Below are 16,785 nucleotides of genomic sequence, written 5' to 3'. Positions count from 1 at the left end.
GAGCATGTCCATGGAAAGCGCGGAAGTCGACCGCCGCAGGTTTCTCAGGAGCGTGGCAGGCGCAGGGCTTGCGGCGGCCAGCGGCCTTGCAGCCGCACAGAAGATCGAAGGGTTCAAGCCGAACGCGCGCTACCCGGACGTGGCGGTAGAAGTGCTGGATCCGAGCTTCCTGAAATACCGGCTCTACAGCAGTTCCGTAGAGCAACTTGCCACCGGCATGCGCTGGGCGGAGGGGCCGGTGTACTTTCCCGCCGGGCGCTACCTGCTGGTGAGCGACATCCCGAACAACCGCATCATGAAGTACGACGAGACGAACGGCGCGTTCAGCGTGTTCCGCGAGCCGTCGAACTATGCCAACGGCAACACGCGCGACCGGCAGGGGCGCCTCGTCACGTGCGAGCACTCCGTGACGCGCCGCATCACGCGCACCGAATTCAACGGCAGCATCACTGTGCTGGCCGATCAATATCAGGGCAAGCGGCTGAATGCGCCCAACGACATCGTGGTCAAGTCCGACGACAGCATCTGGTTCACCGACCCGACGTTCGGCATCAACGGCAACTGGGAGGGCTTCAAGGCGCAGCCTGAGCAGGCCACGACCAACGTCTACCGGATCGACCCGAACGGCGGCATCCGCGCGATCATCACCGACCTCGTCAACCCGAACGGCCTGGCGTTCTCGCCCGATGAGAAGAAGCTCTACGTGGTCGAGTGGAAGGGCACGCCGTCGCGCAGCATCTGGAGCTACGACATCGCACCCGACGGCACGGCGTCCAACAAGACCAAGCTGATCGACGCCAACGGCGCGGGGGCGCTGGATGGCTTTCGCGTCGACAAGGATGGCAATCTCTGGTGCGGCTGGGGGTCGGACGGGCGCCTGGGCATCAATTCTGCCGACTACGACGGCGTGAAGATCTTCAACGCGCACGGCAAGCCGATCGGCTTCATCCACCTGCCGGAACGCTGCCCGAACCTGACCTTCGGCGGGCCGAAGAACAACCGTCTGTACATGGCCAGTTCGCATTCCCTGTACGCCCTTTATGTGGAAGCCGAGGGCGCGGTGTGACGCGCCAATGACCAAACGCGGCCGCGCCGTCACGTGCGGCTGCAGCATCGAAATCGGAGACTTAGGGAAGACCCTGTATCAATACAAGTTTTGTATTAATCGAGACAGCAGTTGGCTTGGACTTGAATCGATCCGGGTGCAAGAATTCGCTCATCAACAACACGCATTCATCGCGAGCGAGACATGTCCCGATACAGCCCCAAAGAATTCGCCCAACAGATCGGCTCTGGTCTACTGTCCTTTCCGGTCACGCACTTCAAGGCGTCGGACCTGTCGTTCGACGAGGCAGCGTATCGCGCCAACCTGAACTGGCTGTTCAGCCACGATGCCGCTGGCCTGTTTGCCGCTGGTGGCACCGGCGAATTCTTCTCGCTCACCGCGGCAGAAACCGACCGCGTGGTGCGCGCTGCCGTGGCGGAAACCGGCGGCAAGATTCCGGTGATCGCCCCGGCGGGCCGCGGTACGGCCGAATCGATCGAATACTGCAAGGCCGCTGAAGCTGCCGGCGCCGACGGCATCCTGCTGCTGCCGCCTTACCTGACCGAAGCCTCCGCCGACGGCGTGGCCGCGCACGTGGAGCAGGTCTGCAACTCGACCAAGCTGGGCGTGATCGTCTACAACCGCGCCAACCAGATCCTCGACGAAAACCACCTCGAACGCCTGGCAGACCGCTGCCCGAACCTGGTCGGTTTCAAGGATGGTGTGGGCGATCTGGAACTGATGACGCGCATCTACGCCCGCCTGGGCGACCGCTTTACCTACGTTGGTGGCCTGCCGACCGCCGAGACCTTTGCGCTGCCGTACCTGACGATGGGTGTGTCGACGTATTCGTCGGCCATCTTCAACTTTGTGCCGAAGTTCGCGCTAGAGTTCTACGCCGCCGTGCGAGCGTTCGACAATGCCAAGGTCTACAAGATGCTCAACGAGTTCGTGCTGCCGTACATCCAGCTGCGCAATCGCAAGCGCGGCTATGCGGTGTCGATCGTCAAGGCCGGTATGAAGGTTATCGGTCGTGACGCAGGTCCGGTCCGCGCCCCCTTGACCGATCTGACCGACGCCGAAATGGCAGAACTGTCTGCGTTGGTGTCGCGCATTGCCGAAGTGGAAAAGCTGGCGGCCTGAGCGCAACCGAAAACACAAGGAATCGATATGCAATTGAGCGGCGAACTGTTGTTGGGTGCTGCCCGCGTGGCGGGTGGTGCCGGCAAGGTTCACGCCATGAACCCCGCCACCGGGGAATGGCTCGAACCCGAATTCACCCTGGCCTCCAAGGCCGATGCCGCACGTGCCGCTGAACTGGCCGCCGCGGCTTTTGACGTTTACCGCGAGACCTCGCCGGAAACCCGCGCTGCCTTCCTGGAAGCCATCGCCAGCCAGATCGAAGCGCTGGGCGATGCGCTGATCGAACGCGCGATGGCCGAATCGGCACTGCCGCGTCCGCGCCTGGAAGGCGAGCGTGGCCGCACGTGCAACCAACTGCGCCTGTTTGCAAGCGTGGTGCGTGCCGGGGATGCCGTGGGCGCCCGTCTTGATTCGGCCCTGCCGGAGCGCAAGCCGCTGCCGCGCTCGGATCTGCGCATGCGCCGCATTGCGCTGGGCCCGGTGGCGGTGTTCGGTGCGAGCAACTTCCCGCTGGCGTTCTCGGTGGCGGGTGGTGATACCGCATCGGCGCTGGCTGCAGGTTGCCCGGTGGTCGTGAAGGCGCATCCGGCGCACCCGGGTACGTCCGAACTGGTGGGTCGTGCCATTCAAGCTGCGGTTGCCCAGTGCGGGCTGCCGGAGGGCGTGTTCTCGCTCATCCTGGCGGACAACGACGCGGCGGGTGCACTGGTGGCCGATCCGCATATCCAGGCAGTTGGCTTTACCGGTTCGCGCGCAGGCGGTCAGGCGCTGCTGCGCATTGCGCAGGCACGCCCGCAGCCGATTCCGGTGTATGGCGAGTTGAGTGCCATCAACCCCGTCTTCCTGCTGCCCGATGCGCTGGCCAAGCGCGCTGCTGCGCTGGGCCAGCAGTACGTGGCATCGCTCACGATGGGCGCGGGCCAGTTCTGTACGAACCCGGGCTTGCTGCTCGCCATCGACGGGCCGGAACTCGATGCCTTTGAAGCTGCCGCCGCTGCTGCCATGGGCGACGTGGCTGCGCAGCCCATGCTTACGGCGGGCATTCACTCCGCTTACACGCGCGGCGTCGACAAGCTGGCTGCCGAAGCCAACGTGCGCTGTGTCGCGCGCGGGCAAGGCAGCGACCAACCCAACCGGGGGCAAGCCGGCTTCTACATCACCGATGCGAAAAGCTTCCAGGCGCAACCGACGCTGCACGACGAGATCTTCGGTGCCACCGGCCTGGTCGTACGCTGCCGCGATGCAGAAGAGCTGCGCGCGCTGGCTGAATCGCTCGAAGGCCAGTTGACCGCCACGCTGCATCTGGATGCGGGTGATACAGCCATCGCGCGTTCGCTGCTGCCGATTCTGGAACGCAAGGCGGGCCGCATTCTGGCCAACGGCTGGCCGACCGGCGTCGAAGTGTGCCACGCCATGGTGCACGGTGGTCCCTGGCCGGCAACGACGGATGCACGCACGACTTCGGTCGGCACGGCAGCCATCGAGCGCTTCCTGCGCCCGGTGTGCTACCAGGATCTGCCGGCCGAACTGCTGCCCGAGGCACTGCAGGACGCCAATCCGCTCAAGCTGCGCCGCCTGGTGGATGGAAGCTGGGCCTGAAGCCGTAACAGTCGAATAGCAAAACAACACGCCGGGCCGCACAGGACCCGGCAACCTGAACCACCGGCACGACGGGTGTCGGCTTAAGGAGGAGACGATGGACATCAAAGCCCCCGCAGTGGGAGCACAGGCCGTGCCGCGCGCTGAGCGCATGAGCCGCGTGCGTTTCGTGATCCTCGCGATGCTGTTTATCGTGACGACCATCAACTACGCTGATCGGGCGACCATCTCCATTGCCGGCTCGGCCATGCAGAAGGAGCTCGGCATCGATGCCGTGTCGCTTGGCTATATCTTCTCGGCGTTTGGCTGGGCCTATGTGATTGCGCAGATTCCAGGCGGCTGGCTGCTTGACCGCTTTGGCTCCAAGCGCGTGTACACGTTCAGCATTCTGCTGTGGTCGCTGTTCACACTGGCGCAAGGCGCGATCGGCTTCTTTACCGGGGCCACCGCCATCATCATGGTGTTCTGCCTGCGCTTCCTGGTAGGGGCGGCAGAGGCGCCGTCCTTCCCTGCCAACAGCCGTATCGTGGCAGCCTGGTTTCCCGCCAATGAGCGCGGCACCGCAGCGGCGATCTTCAACTCTGCGCAGTACGCCGCCACGGTGGTGTTTGCCCCGCTGATGGCCTGGCTGGTGCACGCATTCGGCTGGCATCACGTGTTTATCGTGATGGGCGTGATCGGCATCGTCATGGCGGTCGTGTGGAGAGCCTTCGTGCACGAGCCGAAGGACCACCCGGGCGTCAACCGTGCCGAAATCGAGTACATCGAAGCTGGCGGCGGCCTGGTCAACATGGACCGTGCCGGCGTGGCAAAGACGGAAGGGCCGAAACTCGGCTACGTCAAGCAGCTCCTGCAGAACCGCATGCTGATGGGTGTGTACATCGCGCAGTACTGCATCAATGCGCTCACGTACTTTTTCATCACGTGGTTCCCGGTGTATCTGGTGCAGGCGCGCGGCATGTCGATCCTGAAAGCGGGCTTTGTCGCGTCGATTCCCGCGGTGTGCGGCTTCCTCGGCGGCATTCTGGGCGGGATCATTTCTGATGCACTGCTTCGCCGTGGCGCCTCGTTGTCGGTGGCGCGCAAGGTGCCCATCGTGCTGGGCATGCTGCTCTCCATGACCATGGTGATCTGCAACTACGTCGATGCGCAGACTGTCGTGGTGGCCGTGATGGCGCTGTCGTTCTTCGGTAAGGGCCTCGGCGCGCTGGGCTGGGCGGTGAACTCGGATACGGCTCCGAAGCAGATCGCGGGTTTGTCTGGCGCGCTGATGAACACGTTCGGCAACCTGTCGAGCATCACGACCCCCATCGCCATCGGTTACATCGTCAACACCACGGGTTCGTTCAACGGTGCGCTGGTGTACGTCGGTATCCATGCCGCCGTTGCGATCGTCTGCTACCTGTTCATGGTGGGTGAGATCAAGCGTGTGGAACTCAAGCCGCTGTAAGCCACAGGAGCCTTTGCAGTGACGTTGCAATCGATCGAATCCGGCGCGCGCACCCACACACCGCGTGTGACGGAGATGCAGGTGATCCCTGTCGCTGGCCGCGACAGCATGCTGCTGAACCTATGCGGCGCGCATGCTCCGTTCTTTACGCGCAACCTCGTCATCCTGAAGGACAACGCCGGGCGCACCGGCGTGGGCGAGGTGCCGGGCGGGGAGGGCATCCGTCAGGCGCTGGAACGCGTGATTCCGCTGGTGGTTGGTCAATCGATCGGTCGTACCAATGGCGTGCTGAACAGCATTCGCCGGGTGCTTGCGGGCGGGGGCAATGCGGCGCACCAGGCGACGGTGCACCAGGTGACCTCCGCTTCGGAGGCCGCTGTGCTGCGCCAGCCGCACGAGATCAACCTGCGCATGGACAACGTCATCACGGCGGTGGAAGCCGCGTTGCTCGATCTGCTTGGCCAGTTTCTGGAGGTGCCGGTGGCCGAACTGCTCGGTGCCGGCCAGCAGCGCGATAGCGCGCCGATGCTCGCCTATCTGTTCTACGTGGGCGACCGTCGCAAGACTGATTTGCCGTACCTGGATGGCATCAACGGCGCCGACGACTGGCTGCGCCTGCGCCACGAAGCCGCGATGACGCCCGACGCCATCGCACGCTTGGCTGAAGCCGCCACCGCGCGCTACGGCTTTGCCGATTTCAAGCTCAAGGGCGGTGTGATGCCCGGTGCCGATGAGATGGAAGCGATTGCCGCCATCAAGGCGCGCTTCCCGCGGGCCCGTGTGACGCTGGACCCGAATGGCGCATGGTCGCTCAACGAGGCGATTGCGCTGTGCAAGGGCCAAGGGCATCTTCTGGCTTATGCCGAAGACCCGTGCGGCCCCGAAGCCGGCTACTCGGGCCGTGAGGTGATGGCCGAATTCAAGCGCGCCACCGGCATTCCGACAGCTACCAACATGATCGCCACCGATTGGCGTCAGATGGGCCACGCCGTCCAACTGCACGCGGTCGATATTCCGCTGGCCGATCCGCATTTCTGGACCATGCAAGGCTCCGTGCGGGTGGCGCAGTTGTGCGACGAGTGGGGCCTGACGTGGGGCTCGCATTCCAACAATCACTTCGATGTGTCGCTGGCGATGTTCACGCATGTGGCTGCCGCCGCGCCGGGCAACATCACGGCCATCGATACGCACTGGATCTGGCAGGAGGCCGAGGAGCGCCTGACGCGCGAACCGCTGCGCATCGAAGGCGGCTACGTGGCCGTGCCCGAACGGCCCGGCCTGGGCATCGAGATCGACATGGAACGCGTGCACGCGGCCCACGCGTTGTACCAATCTCTCGGCCCGGGCGCGCGCAACGACGCTATGGCCATGCAATACCTCGTGCCGGGCTGGACGTATGACCCGAAACGTCCGAGCCTGGGGCGTTGAAGCAAAACCCGTTTGAATCAATCACGGAGTCTGTGATGTCTGAACCGACGCTGGCCCCTGAGGCCGGCAACGCAACTGAAAAGGCGCTGACGATCCGCGTGCACGACGGTGACAACGTCGCCATCGCCGTCAACGCACGCGGCTTGCCGGCCGGCACGGCATTGGCCGATGGCACCGTGCTCGTTGAGGGCGTGCCGCAAGGTCACAAGGTGGCGCTGGTCGACCTGGCCGAAGGCGACGCCATCATCCGCTACAACGAGGTGATCGGCTATGCCGTGAAGCCGCTACCGCGCGGTAGCTGGGTCAACGAGCATGCCGTCAAGCTGCCGTCCGCGCCCGCGCTGGATGAGCTGCCGCTGGCCACGCGCCCCGACCCCAAGCTCGCCAAGCTTGAGGGTTACACCTTCGAGGGCTATCGCAACGCAGACGGCACGGTTGGCACGAAGAACGTGCTCGGCATCATGACCAGCGTGCAGTGCGTGGCCGGCGTGACGGATTACGTTGTTGGCCGCATCAAGCGCGAGTTGCTGCCGCGCTTCCCAAACGTTGACGATGTGGTGGCGCTTAACCACGTGTACGGCTGCGGCGTCGCCATCAATGCGCCGGCCGCCATCGTGCCGATTCGCACGCTGCAAAACCTGGCGCTCAACCCGAACTTTGGCGGCGAGATCATGGTGATCGGCCTGGGCTGCGAAAAGCTTGTGCCCGAGCGCCTCGTGCCGGAAAAGCTCGCGCCGGGCGGCCGCATTCCCATTGAAGTTGCCGGCACCGCAGATTCGCCCGTGCTGCGTCTGCAGGACGAAGCCTTCGACGGCTTTATCGGCATGACCGACGCCATCATGGAGATGGCCGAGCGCCGTCTGGAACACCTGAACAAGCGCCAGCGCGAAACTTGCCCGGCGTCCGATCTCGTGGTCGGGGTGCAGTGCGGCGGCAGCGATGCGTTTTCGGGGGTCACGGCCAACCCCGCGGTAGGCTTTGCGGCGGACCTGATCGTGCGCGCAGGCGGCACCGTGATGTTCTCGGAAGTGACCGAGGTGCGTGACGCCATTCATCTGCTCACGCCGCGCGCCATTGACGAAGACGTCGGCCGTGCGCTGCTGCGCGAGATGGCCTGGTACGACGACTACCTGAGCGGCGGCCAGACTGACCGCAGCGCCAACCCGTCGCCTGGCAACAAGAAAGGTGGCCTGTCCAACGTGGTGGAAAAGGCGCTGGGTTCGATCGTGAAGTCGGGCAGCACGCCCATCGTCGACGTGCTTGGCCCCGGTGAGAAAGTGCGTCGCAAGGGCCTGATCTTTGCGGCAACGCCCGCGAGCGATTTCGTGTGCGGCACGTTGCAGCTGGCCTCCGGCATGAACCTGCAGGTCTTCACCACCGGCCGCGGCACGCCGTATGGACTGGCCATGGCGCCCGTCATCAAGGTGTCCACGCGCAAGGCGCTGTCCGAGCGCTGGCATGACCTGATCGACCTCGACGCAGGCCGCATCGCCACGGGCGAAGCGAGCATTGCCGACATCGGCTGGGAGCTGTTCCACCTGATTCTTGACGTGGCGAGCGGCCGCAAGCAAGTTTGCGCCGACAAGCTGGGCCTGCATAATGCGCTGGCTCTGTTCAACCCCGCCCCGGTGACCTGATATGACCACTGAAGTCCACGTTCAACCCGACCCGCTCGCGGGTGTGACCACGCGTTGCCACCGCCTGCTGCTCACTGGCGCAGGCGGCAACCTCGGCAAGGTGCTGCGCGAGCGTCTGCCCAAATACGCCGATCTTTTGCGCTTGTCTGATATATCAAATCTCGGCGAAGCGCGCACCGGCGAGGAGCTCGCACCGTGTGACTTGGCTGATGCGAAGGCCGTCGATGCGCTTGTTGCCGGCACGGATGCGATCGTGCATCTGGGCGGCGTGTCGGTCGAGCGGCCGTTTGAAGAGATCTTGCCGGCCAATATCGCAGGCACTTACAACCTGTACGAAGCTGCCCGTCGCCACGGCGTGCGCCGCATCGTGTTTGCCAGCTCGAACCACACCATCGGCTTCTACAAGCAGGGCGAGGTGATCGACAGCACCGTGCCCACCAAGCCCGATGGCTACTACGGGCTCAGCAAAGTATTCGGCGAACAGCTCGCCAGCTTCTATTTCGATCGCTATGGCATCGAGACGGTCGCCATCCGGATCGGCTCCTCGTTTGCCGAAGCGAAGGACCGCCGCATGCTCGTCACCTGGCTCGGCTACGACGACTTGGAACAGCTTATCCGCCGTGCCCTGTTTGTGCCGAGCGTGGGCTTTACCGTGGTCTACGGTATGTCGAACAACCGCGACCGCTGGTGGGACAACCGCCACGCCGCGCACCTCGGCTACACACCTACGGAGACGAGCGAGATCTTCCGCGCGCAGGTCGAAGCACAACCACCGCTGCCCGCAGATGACCCGGCGGCGCAGTACCAGGGCGGGGCGTTTGTCAAAGCCGGCCCGTTCGGAGACTGACGCAATGCAAGTGAACGTAGAGCCGGTGGTCGAGCGGGTTGGCAGCATGCAATGCGGTGTGGGCGAAAGCCCCATCTGGCACGCCGGCGAGCAGGCGCTGTACTGGACAGACATTCCGGGCCGCAGGCTATGGCGCTGGAACTTCTTCTCCGGCCAGGCCAACAGCTGGGCGTTGCCCGAGATGGCCGGCTGTATTGCCATGACGTCCAACGGCTGGGCGATGGCCATGGAGACGGGCATCTTCCTCGCGCCACAGCCCAGCGCCGGCGCCGAGCTTGGCCCGCTGCAGCGCCTCGCCACGGTGGCGCACCCGCGCCCTGACATGCGCTTCAACGACGGCCGCTGCGACCGCCAGGGCCGTTTCTGGGGCGGGACGATGGTGCAGGACACGTCGCTGGGTCTGCCGATTGGCAAGCTGTATCGCTTTGATGCGCAGGCCACTCACGCCGGGCGTGTAGATGCCGTTATCGACGATCTGATCGTGCCGAATGGCTTGGCTTTCAGCCCCGATGGCAGGACGATGTATCTGTCGGATTCGCATGCAAGCCGCCAGACCATCTGGGCCTTCGACTACGACGTCGACACCGGCACGCCGCACAATCGCCGCGTCTTCATCGACATGAATGTGCACCCGGGGCGTCCGGATGGCGCCGCGGTGGACGCCGATGGCTGCTACTGGATCTGCGGCAACGATGCTGGGTTTGTGCACCGTTTCACGCCGGATGGCCGTCTCGATCGCAGCATTGCCATTCCCACGTCCAAACCTTCCATGTGCGCATTCGGTGGGCCCGGGCTGGACACCCTGTTTGTGACGTCGATCCTGATCGGCGACGACCCGCTCTCGGGCGCCACGTTTGCAGTGCGCCCGGGCGTGACCGGATTGCCGGAACCTGTCTTGCACCTCTGAACCCGCAGTTCGCCCCACACACAAGAACACACCGGGGCTTTTAGGAGACAACTCATGAAACCCATCAAAGGCTTGCGCTGGTGGATCATCGGCCTCGTACTCAGCGGCCTGATCATGAACTACCTGGCCCGCAATGCGCTGGCGGTGGCGGCGCCTGAAGTCAACAAGGTGCTGAACATCAGCACGCAGCAGTACGGCTACATCGTCGCGGCATTCCAGGCGGCCTACATGGTGATGCAGCCGGTGGCAGGCTACGTGCTTGACGTGCTGGGCACCAAGCTGGGTTTTGCGCTGTTTGCGGCGGCCTGGTCGATGGTCTGCCTGCTGCACAGTACGGCGGGAAGCTGGCTGTCGCTGGCGGCGTTCCGCGCGATGCTCGGGATGACGGAAGCGGCCGGTTTCCCTTCGGCGCTGCGGGCAACGGCAGAGTGGTTCCCGGCTAAGGAGCGGTCGATTGCAACCGGCTGGTTCAACATCGGCTCGTCCGTGGGCGCGGTGGTGGCGCCGCCTCTGGTGGTCTGGTGCATCTTGCACGGCAACTGGCGTTTCGCCTTTGCCGTGATCGGCGGGATCGGCCTGGTGTGGAGCGTGCTGTGGTTCCTGCTGTATCGCGTGCCCGCCAAACACCACCGCCTGTCGGCAGAAGAGCGCGATTACATCCGCGCCGGCCAGGAAACACCGGACGACAACGCGAATGTGCCCAAGCCGTCGTGGGGCAAGATCGTCAGTGGCCGCCGGTTCTGGGGCATCGCCATCCCGCGCTTTTTGTCTGAGCCGGCATGGCAGACGTTCAATTATTGGATTCCGCTTTATATGGCCACCGAGCGCCATATGAACCTGAAAGAGATCGCCCTGTTTGCGTGGCTGCCGTTCCTGGCAGCGGACGTGGGGTGCGTGCTGGGTGGCTATCTGGCGCCGTGGTTCCAGAAGCGATTCTCGGTATCGCTCGTGACGTCTCGCAAGTTGGTGATGGTGACGGGCTGTCTGTGCATGATCGGCCCCGCCTGCATTGGTCTGGCGACGAGCCCCTACACGGCGATTGCGCTGTTCTGCGTGGGCGGCTTTGCGCACCAGACGCTCTCTGGTGCGCTGTACACGCTCACGTCCGACATGTTCGGCAAGCATGAAGTCGGCACAGCTGTGGGGCTGGCGGGCATGTCCGGCTACATGGGTGGCATGCTCTTCTCGCTGGCGGTCGGCACGCTGGCATCGACCATCGGCTACAACCCGCTGTTCGTGGCGCTGGCGGTGTTCGACATCGTGGCGGCCATCCTCGTGTGGACCATGCTCAACGACAACCAAGCGCGTCCGGTGCCAGTGCAGCCAGGCGGAACGGCGCCCAGCACGGCGGTTTGATTTCTCTTGTCGCCAACGTCGATCACGCAGCCCGCTGAGCAATCTTCGGGTTGAGCTTGGCAGGGCTGAGCGGGTCGAAGTCGACCCACTCGCCGTCGCGCCAGCGGCCTGCGGCTTCTTCAACATCCATTCCGCCGCCGCTGGCCAGAATGCGCGCGGCTTCGGCCTCTCGCTCCGGTGTCACATGTACGGCCAGCAGCACGCCGGAATGGCGCGTACGCAAGGTGGCGTCGGGCGGCTGTGCGGGATTGGGCTCATCGCGTGTGGCGAGCATCGCTCCCGCCAGCGAGCCGATATAGGCGCCCACCCCGGCCGCCACTACCGAGAACAGCACGGCCACGTGCAGCGCAATCAGCACCATAACGCCGGCGACCGCGCCAATTGCGGCGCCAATCGCCATTCCCTTGCCGGCGCCCGCATGCGCGCGAGCAGCACCCGGGTCTGCATTGCGGTCGCCGCCAATCGGAAACGCTGCGTGCTGGCCGGATGGGTTGACGAAGAAGACGTTCACATCGTCCTCGGAAAAGCGCTCGGCAAAAAGCGCGCGTGCGGCGCCTTCGGCGCGTTCAAACGTGTCGAAACGGGCAGCGACGATGAGCGACATGGGGCCTCCTGAGAAACGCATTTCTCATAGCGCAAGCAAGGCGGGGGCCAGCACCCAAAGTGGACCCAAAGTTACCTAGATCAGGTAATTGGCCGGGCAACCACTCGTCTCCATACTTGCCCACCAAGGCCTGATCAAGGCCAATTTCCAGCCACACGATAACGAGAACGTGGCTGCCCAGAAGTCGGGGGCAGCCGGCCGATACCGCCCGGCGATCTGGCGGTCTTTTGGTATTACAACGGGAGGGTGTCTCATGTTCAACGGCTTTTCTGCGGTGCCGGGCGCGGTTGTGCCCTATGCATACGACTGGCTGCTGGTGGGGCTGTCGTATCTCATCTCGGTGGCGGGGGCGTATGTCGGCTTGCGATGGTCAAGACGCGTGCGCAACAAGAACGGCACCATCGACATGGACCGGCTGCTCTGCGCCAGCGTGGCGCTCGGCGGCGGTGCTGTCTGGTCTATGCACTTCATCGGCATGGCGGCCTATCGGACACCCGTCCGGATCGAGTTTGATCTCTTCATGACCATGGTGTCGCTGGTGGTGGTGATGGTGTTTGCCGCCGGCGGCCTTGTCATTGCATCGCGCACCACGGGCAACCGCCTGCGCAACATTTCCGAGGGTGGTGTGCTGACCGGCCTTGGCGTGGCGGTGATGCACTACACCGGCATGGCTGCTGTGCACACCAACAGCAACTTCGACTGGGACATCTCCATCATGGGCATCTCGGCGTTGATTGCGGTGGTCGTGTCGATGGTCGCGCTGTGGCTTGCAACAACCGTCAAAACACGCGGCCAGCAGTGGGGCGCGGCGCTCATCATGGGCGTAGCCGTCTGCGGCATGCACTACACGGGCATGACTGCCGGCACGATGATCTGCACGGGGCAGAGCTATTCGCCGTCGCTGTTCGCCATTGAAGGCAGCAACATCGGCTATGCCGTGTTTGCGCTGGCCGGCACCATCCTGATGATCATTCTGCTGATCGAAGCCTCGCGCAGCGCAAGCAGTGCACGCGCCACTGCATCGGGCACGCTGCGCTGAAACGTGTTGCCTGAACGCCCGGCCGACTGTTTTTCGGTCGGGCGATTCTCATGGCGGTGGCGCGCCCCGCTACAATCGCGGCCTGGCATTTGTCGATGGCGTTTGAAATGGTGCTTGGCTGGTTTGGGATTTCCACCGTGTGGCTGCTGCCGCTGGTGTGGCGGTATGTAACGCGCGCGCTGGCGGGGGAGCGGGACTTCCTCAAAGGTCGGGGCACCGTGCGGCTCTGGCTGGTGACGCTCGTCGCGCTGAGCGCCAGCGCCGCGCTTGAAGCTCTGACTTCCGGGGCCGATCCGCAGGACAAGGCGGGAGGTGCTGCCGGGCGCGCAGTGTCGTCGCTGTTCTCGCACATGCTGGGCTGGACAGGGGCGTTCCTCCTGATGCTGGGCGTGCTGATCTGGGTCGCGCCCATGGTGTTCGGACGATCGTGGGGTCAGGTGTTCAACCGCCGCCGCACGGCTGATGCCGAGACGTCTGCCGAGCCAGACACCCGCCACGACGAACCCGTTGACGATGGCTTGAAACCGACCGCGCTTGGTCTCGGCGGGGCAGGGGAGGCGCGCTGGAGCGGTAATACCGGCCACACGCAGCCCGCCGTGCGTCACCGTGGCATCGAAGCCGTTTCTGCGCGGCGCCAGCCCGCGTGGCAGCCACCCCCGCGAACGCGCCCCTCGCCGCCGCAGCCGGGCGAAATCTGGCCGCTGATCGATGCAAAGAAGGGCGCGCCGGTAGACGCGCCCGCAAGCGCGAAGACGGCGCCGCCTGTCGCAGCGCCCATTCCGCCGCAGGCGCCTCCAGCGCGCCCCAAACCGCGCGCCACGATCGTCAGCAGCCCGTTCCATCAACCGCAACTGGGTCTGCAGGCGCCAGCGCCGGCACCAGCTGCACAGGCCATGCCCCCAAGCGAGCCGGTTGTCCTGGCCGAGCCGGCCGTGCCGGAGTTGGTGGAAGCGCAAGCTCCCGTTGCAGAAACTCAGTCCGTGGATCTGGACGCCGTACGCCAGGAGGCAGAGGCGCTCCTGGCGGAACTGCGCGGGCTGATGGCGCCCGCCGTAGTGACGATGCCTGAGCCGGAGGTTGCCGAGCTGCTAGTCGAAGCTGACGCTGCTCCGATTGTCGAAGCATTGTCCGAGGCGGAAGCACAGCCCGAGGTGGAAGTGCTGCGCGCCACGCTGTCCATCGAGCCGACCGCGCAGCCGGAAGCCGCACCTGCATTGCCCACGCCCAAGCCGCGCATCGTCCTGCCTGCCGTGGTGGGGGAGGTGGTGTCACGGGCGGCACCGGCCATCGCCGCCGTGCCCGCGCCGGCGCCCGCTCCTACACCTGTTCCGGCTCCTGTTGCACCGCGCATCGTCGATTACCGCCTGCCAGGCGCCGCATTGCTGACCGCCGCATCCACCAGCGCTGAAGCGGTCTCCGCCGAACACCTGGAGGAGACCAGCAACCTGATCGCCCAGCGCTTGGCGGAGTTCAAAGTACCGGTGACGGTCGTTGGTGCCTCGGCCGGCCCGGTCATCACGCGTTTCGAGGTCGACCCGGCGATTGGCGTACGTGGCGCGCAGGTTGTCGGGCTGATGAAAGACTTGGCGCGTGCACTCGGCGTGACGTCCATCCGGGTGGTCGAGACCATCCCCGGCAAGACATGCATGGGCCTGGAACTGCCCAACGCCAAGCGCGAAATGATCCGCTTGTCAGAAGTCGTGAACGCGGCGGATTTCCAGTCGCACGCATCGCACCTCGTACTGGCCATGGGCAAGGACATCACCGGCAACCCGGTGGTGACCGATCTCGCACGCGCACCGCACCTGCTGGTGGCCGGCACGACCGGCTCGGGCAAGTCGGTGGCCGTCAACGCGATGATCCTGTCGATGCTGTACAAGGCCACGCCCGACGACGTGCGCATGATCATGATCGACCCGAAGATGCTGGAGCTTTCGGTGTACGAGGGCATTCCGCATCTGCTGGCACCGGTCGTGACGGACATGAAGCAGGCCGCGCACGCGCTCAATTGGTGTGTGGGCGAAATGGAAAAGCGCTACCGCCTCATGTCGGCGCTGGGCGTGCGCAACTTGGCCGGCTACAACCAGAAGATCCGCGCGGCGGAACAGGCCGGCCGCAAGGTGCCGAACCCGTTCTCGCTTACGCCCGATGCGCCCGAGCCGCTCTCAACGCTGCCGCTGATCGTGGTCGTCATCGACGAGTTGGCCGACCTGATGATGGTGGCCGGCAAGAAGATCGAAGAACTGATCGCGCGCCTCGCACAGAAGGCCCGTGCCGCCGGCATTCACCTGATTCTGGCGACGCAGCGGCCGTCGGTCGACGTCATCACCGGCCTGATCAAGGCGAACATTCCCACGCGCGTGGCGTTCCAGGTGTCCTCCAAGATCGACTCGCGCACGATTCTCGACCAGATGGGCGCTGAATCGCTGCTTGGCCAGGGCGACATGCTGTTCTTGCCGCCGGGCACTGGCTACCCGCAGCGCGTGCACGGCGCGTTCGTTGCCGACGAAGAAGTACACCGCGTGGTCGAACACTGGAAGCAGTTTGGCGAACCCGAATACGACGAGGCCATCCTCGCCGGTGATCCGGGTGAAGCTGCCGCGAGCGGTGATCTGTTCGGTGGCGAAAGCAGCGATGCAGAAGCCGATCCGCTCTACGACGAGGCCGCGGCGTTTGTGCTCAACACGCGCCGCGCGTCGATTTCCTCCGTGCAACGGCAACTGCGCATCGGCTACAACCGTGCGGCTCGGTTGATTGAGCAGATGGAGGCGGCTGGGCTGGTGTCGCCGATGGGGCGGAATGGGCAGCGTGAGGTGTTGGCGCCGGCAGGCGGGGAGTGACAGGCGGGTGTCTGCCACTCCCGGGGGGGTGCGGCGCGACTGATTCATTGCGTCTGCTGCGGACCTGAAAACCTTGGCCGACTGGCGGTTTCCCAGAAGCCCAGTCGGGTATCAACTGCCGGCGCCGCTCAACTTTCGGCGGTGACGTTCAACGATTGCAGCCACGCCCCGAGCTGCACCTCGCCCTCCTCATCCAACTGCCCCGACAACACGCCATACCACTCAACGACCCCCTCGGCCGGCAGGGTGGCCTTGAGAATGGGCAGGCTGTTCTCCAGAAAGCCCGGAAAAAACGGGATGCCGCGCATGTACAGGAAGTGCGAATCGGTGATGCGAACGTGCGCGTAGACATCGCGCAGCCAATCCAGATACGGCAATGCCTCGGCCACGTGCCCGCTCTGCGTGAGCGACGAGATGAACTGCGTGCGAGCCGTGACGCTGGACATTTCGTGCGTTTGCTCGTTGATCTCGTCGAACTTCATCAACCAGGCTTCGCCGCGCTTGAGTTCGCCGCACATGACGGAGGTCGTCGCTAGCTGCAGCGCGTTGTGTGCGCTGGGTTCCTGTTCGAACAGCGCAAGCCAGTAAGGAAAAGCCTCGGCATAACGGCGCATGTCCGAATAGGCGAGTGCGCATAGGCGGTTGGCGTCGGCGTGGCGACTCGCGTAGGGTGCTGCCGCGGTGATGGCTGCTTCGTACTGGCCTTGTTGGTAGGCCTCCAAGGCAGGGGCGAGTTGGGGGGCGATGTCGGGCGAGGTGTCGTCGTCTTTCGGCGATGAGGGCGGGTTGGCGACCTGGTCTTTGGTGTTTCGGCCGAATAGTTTTTTAAGTAAGCCCATGGTGTCTTCTCGTTGTTCGTCAGTTTGACCACGCACTCTGTAGAGCGAGTA

13 protein-coding genes are annotated in these 16,785 nt (G+C 64.6%); 11 read left to right on the top strand and 2 right to left on the bottom strand.

The window, feature by feature from the left end; translation table 11 throughout:
- Positions 1-4 precede the first annotated feature (4 nt).
- The 9 genes from ACEN9T_RS02615 (at position 5) to ACEN9T_RS02575 (ending at position 11,412) form a co-directional block, all read left to right on the top strand.
- Positions 5-1,066 (top strand): SMP-30/gluconolactonase/LRE family protein, encoded by a 1,062-nt coding sequence (locus ACEN9T_RS02615; RefSeq protein ID WP_413706337.1) that lies wholly within the window; start codon positions 5-7, stop codon positions 1,064-1,066.
- A 183-nt stretch (positions 1,067-1,249) separates the two neighbouring features.
- Positions 1,250-2,188, top strand: a complete 939-nt coding sequence (gene kdgD / locus ACEN9T_RS02610) for a 5-dehydro-4-deoxyglucarate dehydratase (protein WP_092975375.1) — start codon at positions 1,250-1,252, stop codon at positions 2,186-2,188.
- A gap of 27 nt (positions 2,189-2,215) precedes the next feature.
- Positions 2,216-3,787 (top strand): aldehyde dehydrogenase (NADP(+)), encoded by a 1,572-nt coding sequence (locus ACEN9T_RS02605; protein ID WP_413706336.1) that lies wholly within the window; start codon positions 2,216-2,218, stop codon positions 3,785-3,787.
- Between the two features lie 97 nt (positions 3,788-3,884).
- Positions 3,885-5,237 (top strand): MFS transporter, encoded by a 1,353-nt coding sequence (locus ACEN9T_RS02600; RefSeq protein WP_092975370.1) that lies wholly within the window; start codon positions 3,885-3,887, stop codon positions 5,235-5,237.
- A gap of 18 nt (positions 5,238-5,255) precedes the next feature.
- Complete coding sequence (locus ACEN9T_RS02595) at positions 5,256-6,665, top strand: enolase C-terminal domain-like protein (RefSeq protein WP_413706335.1); 1,410 nt, start codon at positions 5,256-5,258, stop codon at positions 6,663-6,665.
- A 35-nt stretch (positions 6,666-6,700) separates the two neighbouring features.
- On the top strand, positions 6,701-8,302 hold the full coding sequence (garD, locus tag ACEN9T_RS02590) for a galactarate dehydratase (protein WP_413706334.1): 1,602 nt from the start codon (positions 6,701-6,703) through the stop codon (positions 8,300-8,302).
- Between the two features lies 1 nt (position 8,303).
- Positions 8,304-9,149 carry an NAD-dependent epimerase/dehydratase family protein gene (locus ACEN9T_RS02585; RefSeq protein ID WP_413706333.1) on the top strand — a complete coding sequence of 282 codons (846 nt, stop codon included), beginning with the start codon at positions 8,304-8,306 and terminating at the stop codon, positions 9,147-9,149.
- 4 nt (positions 9,150-9,153) lie between these two features.
- On the top strand, positions 9,154-10,056 hold the full coding sequence (locus tag ACEN9T_RS02580; protein WP_092975357.1) for an SMP-30/gluconolactonase/LRE family protein: 903 nt from the start codon (positions 9,154-9,156) through the stop codon (positions 10,054-10,056).
- Positions 10,057-10,110: 54 nt separating this feature from the next.
- A complete protein-coding gene (locus ACEN9T_RS02575) occupies positions 10,111-11,412 on the top strand; it encodes an MFS transporter (RefSeq protein ID WP_413706332.1) in 1,302 nt (433 codons plus the stop codon).
- Between the two features lie 22 nt (positions 11,413-11,434).
- Here the strand turns inward: ACEN9T_RS02575 and ACEN9T_RS02570 are convergent, their stop codons facing one another.
- A complete protein-coding gene (locus ACEN9T_RS02570; RefSeq protein WP_092975351.1) occupies positions 11,435-12,016 on the bottom strand; it encodes a hypothetical protein in 582 nt (193 codons plus the stop codon).
- Between the two features lie 253 nt (positions 12,017-12,269).
- Between ACEN9T_RS02570 and ACEN9T_RS02565 the strand changes: the two genes are divergently transcribed.
- Both ACEN9T_RS02565 and ACEN9T_RS02560 read left to right on the top strand, forming a co-directional pair.
- A complete protein-coding gene (locus ACEN9T_RS02565) occupies positions 12,270-13,055 on the top strand; it encodes an MHYT domain-containing protein (protein ID WP_413706331.1) in 786 nt (261 codons plus the stop codon).
- A 95-nt stretch (positions 13,056-13,150) separates the two neighbouring features.
- Positions 13,151-15,895 carry a DNA translocase FtsK 4TM domain-containing protein gene (locus tag ACEN9T_RS02560; RefSeq protein WP_413706330.1) on the top strand — a complete coding sequence of 915 codons (2,745 nt, stop codon included), beginning with the start codon at positions 13,151-13,153 and terminating at the stop codon, positions 15,893-15,895.
- 128 nt (positions 15,896-16,023) lie between these two features.
- Here the strand turns inward: ACEN9T_RS02560 and ACEN9T_RS02555 are convergent, their stop codons facing one another.
- Positions 16,024-16,734 carry a hypothetical protein gene (locus tag ACEN9T_RS02555; protein WP_413706329.1) on the bottom strand — a complete coding sequence of 237 codons (711 nt, stop codon included), beginning with the start codon at positions 16,732-16,734 and terminating at the stop codon, positions 16,024-16,026.
- Positions 16,735-16,785: the final 51 nt, after the last annotated feature.

It is taken from the genome of Ralstonia sp. Ralssp110 (assembly GCF_047325135.1).
Taxonomy (GTDB): Bacteria; Pseudomonadota; Gammaproteobacteria; order Burkholderiales; family Burkholderiaceae; genus Ralstonia; species Ralstonia mojiangensis.
The sequence above is the reverse complement of the archived record's forward strand: the minus strand, read 5'-3'. Positions and strand labels throughout refer to the sequence as shown.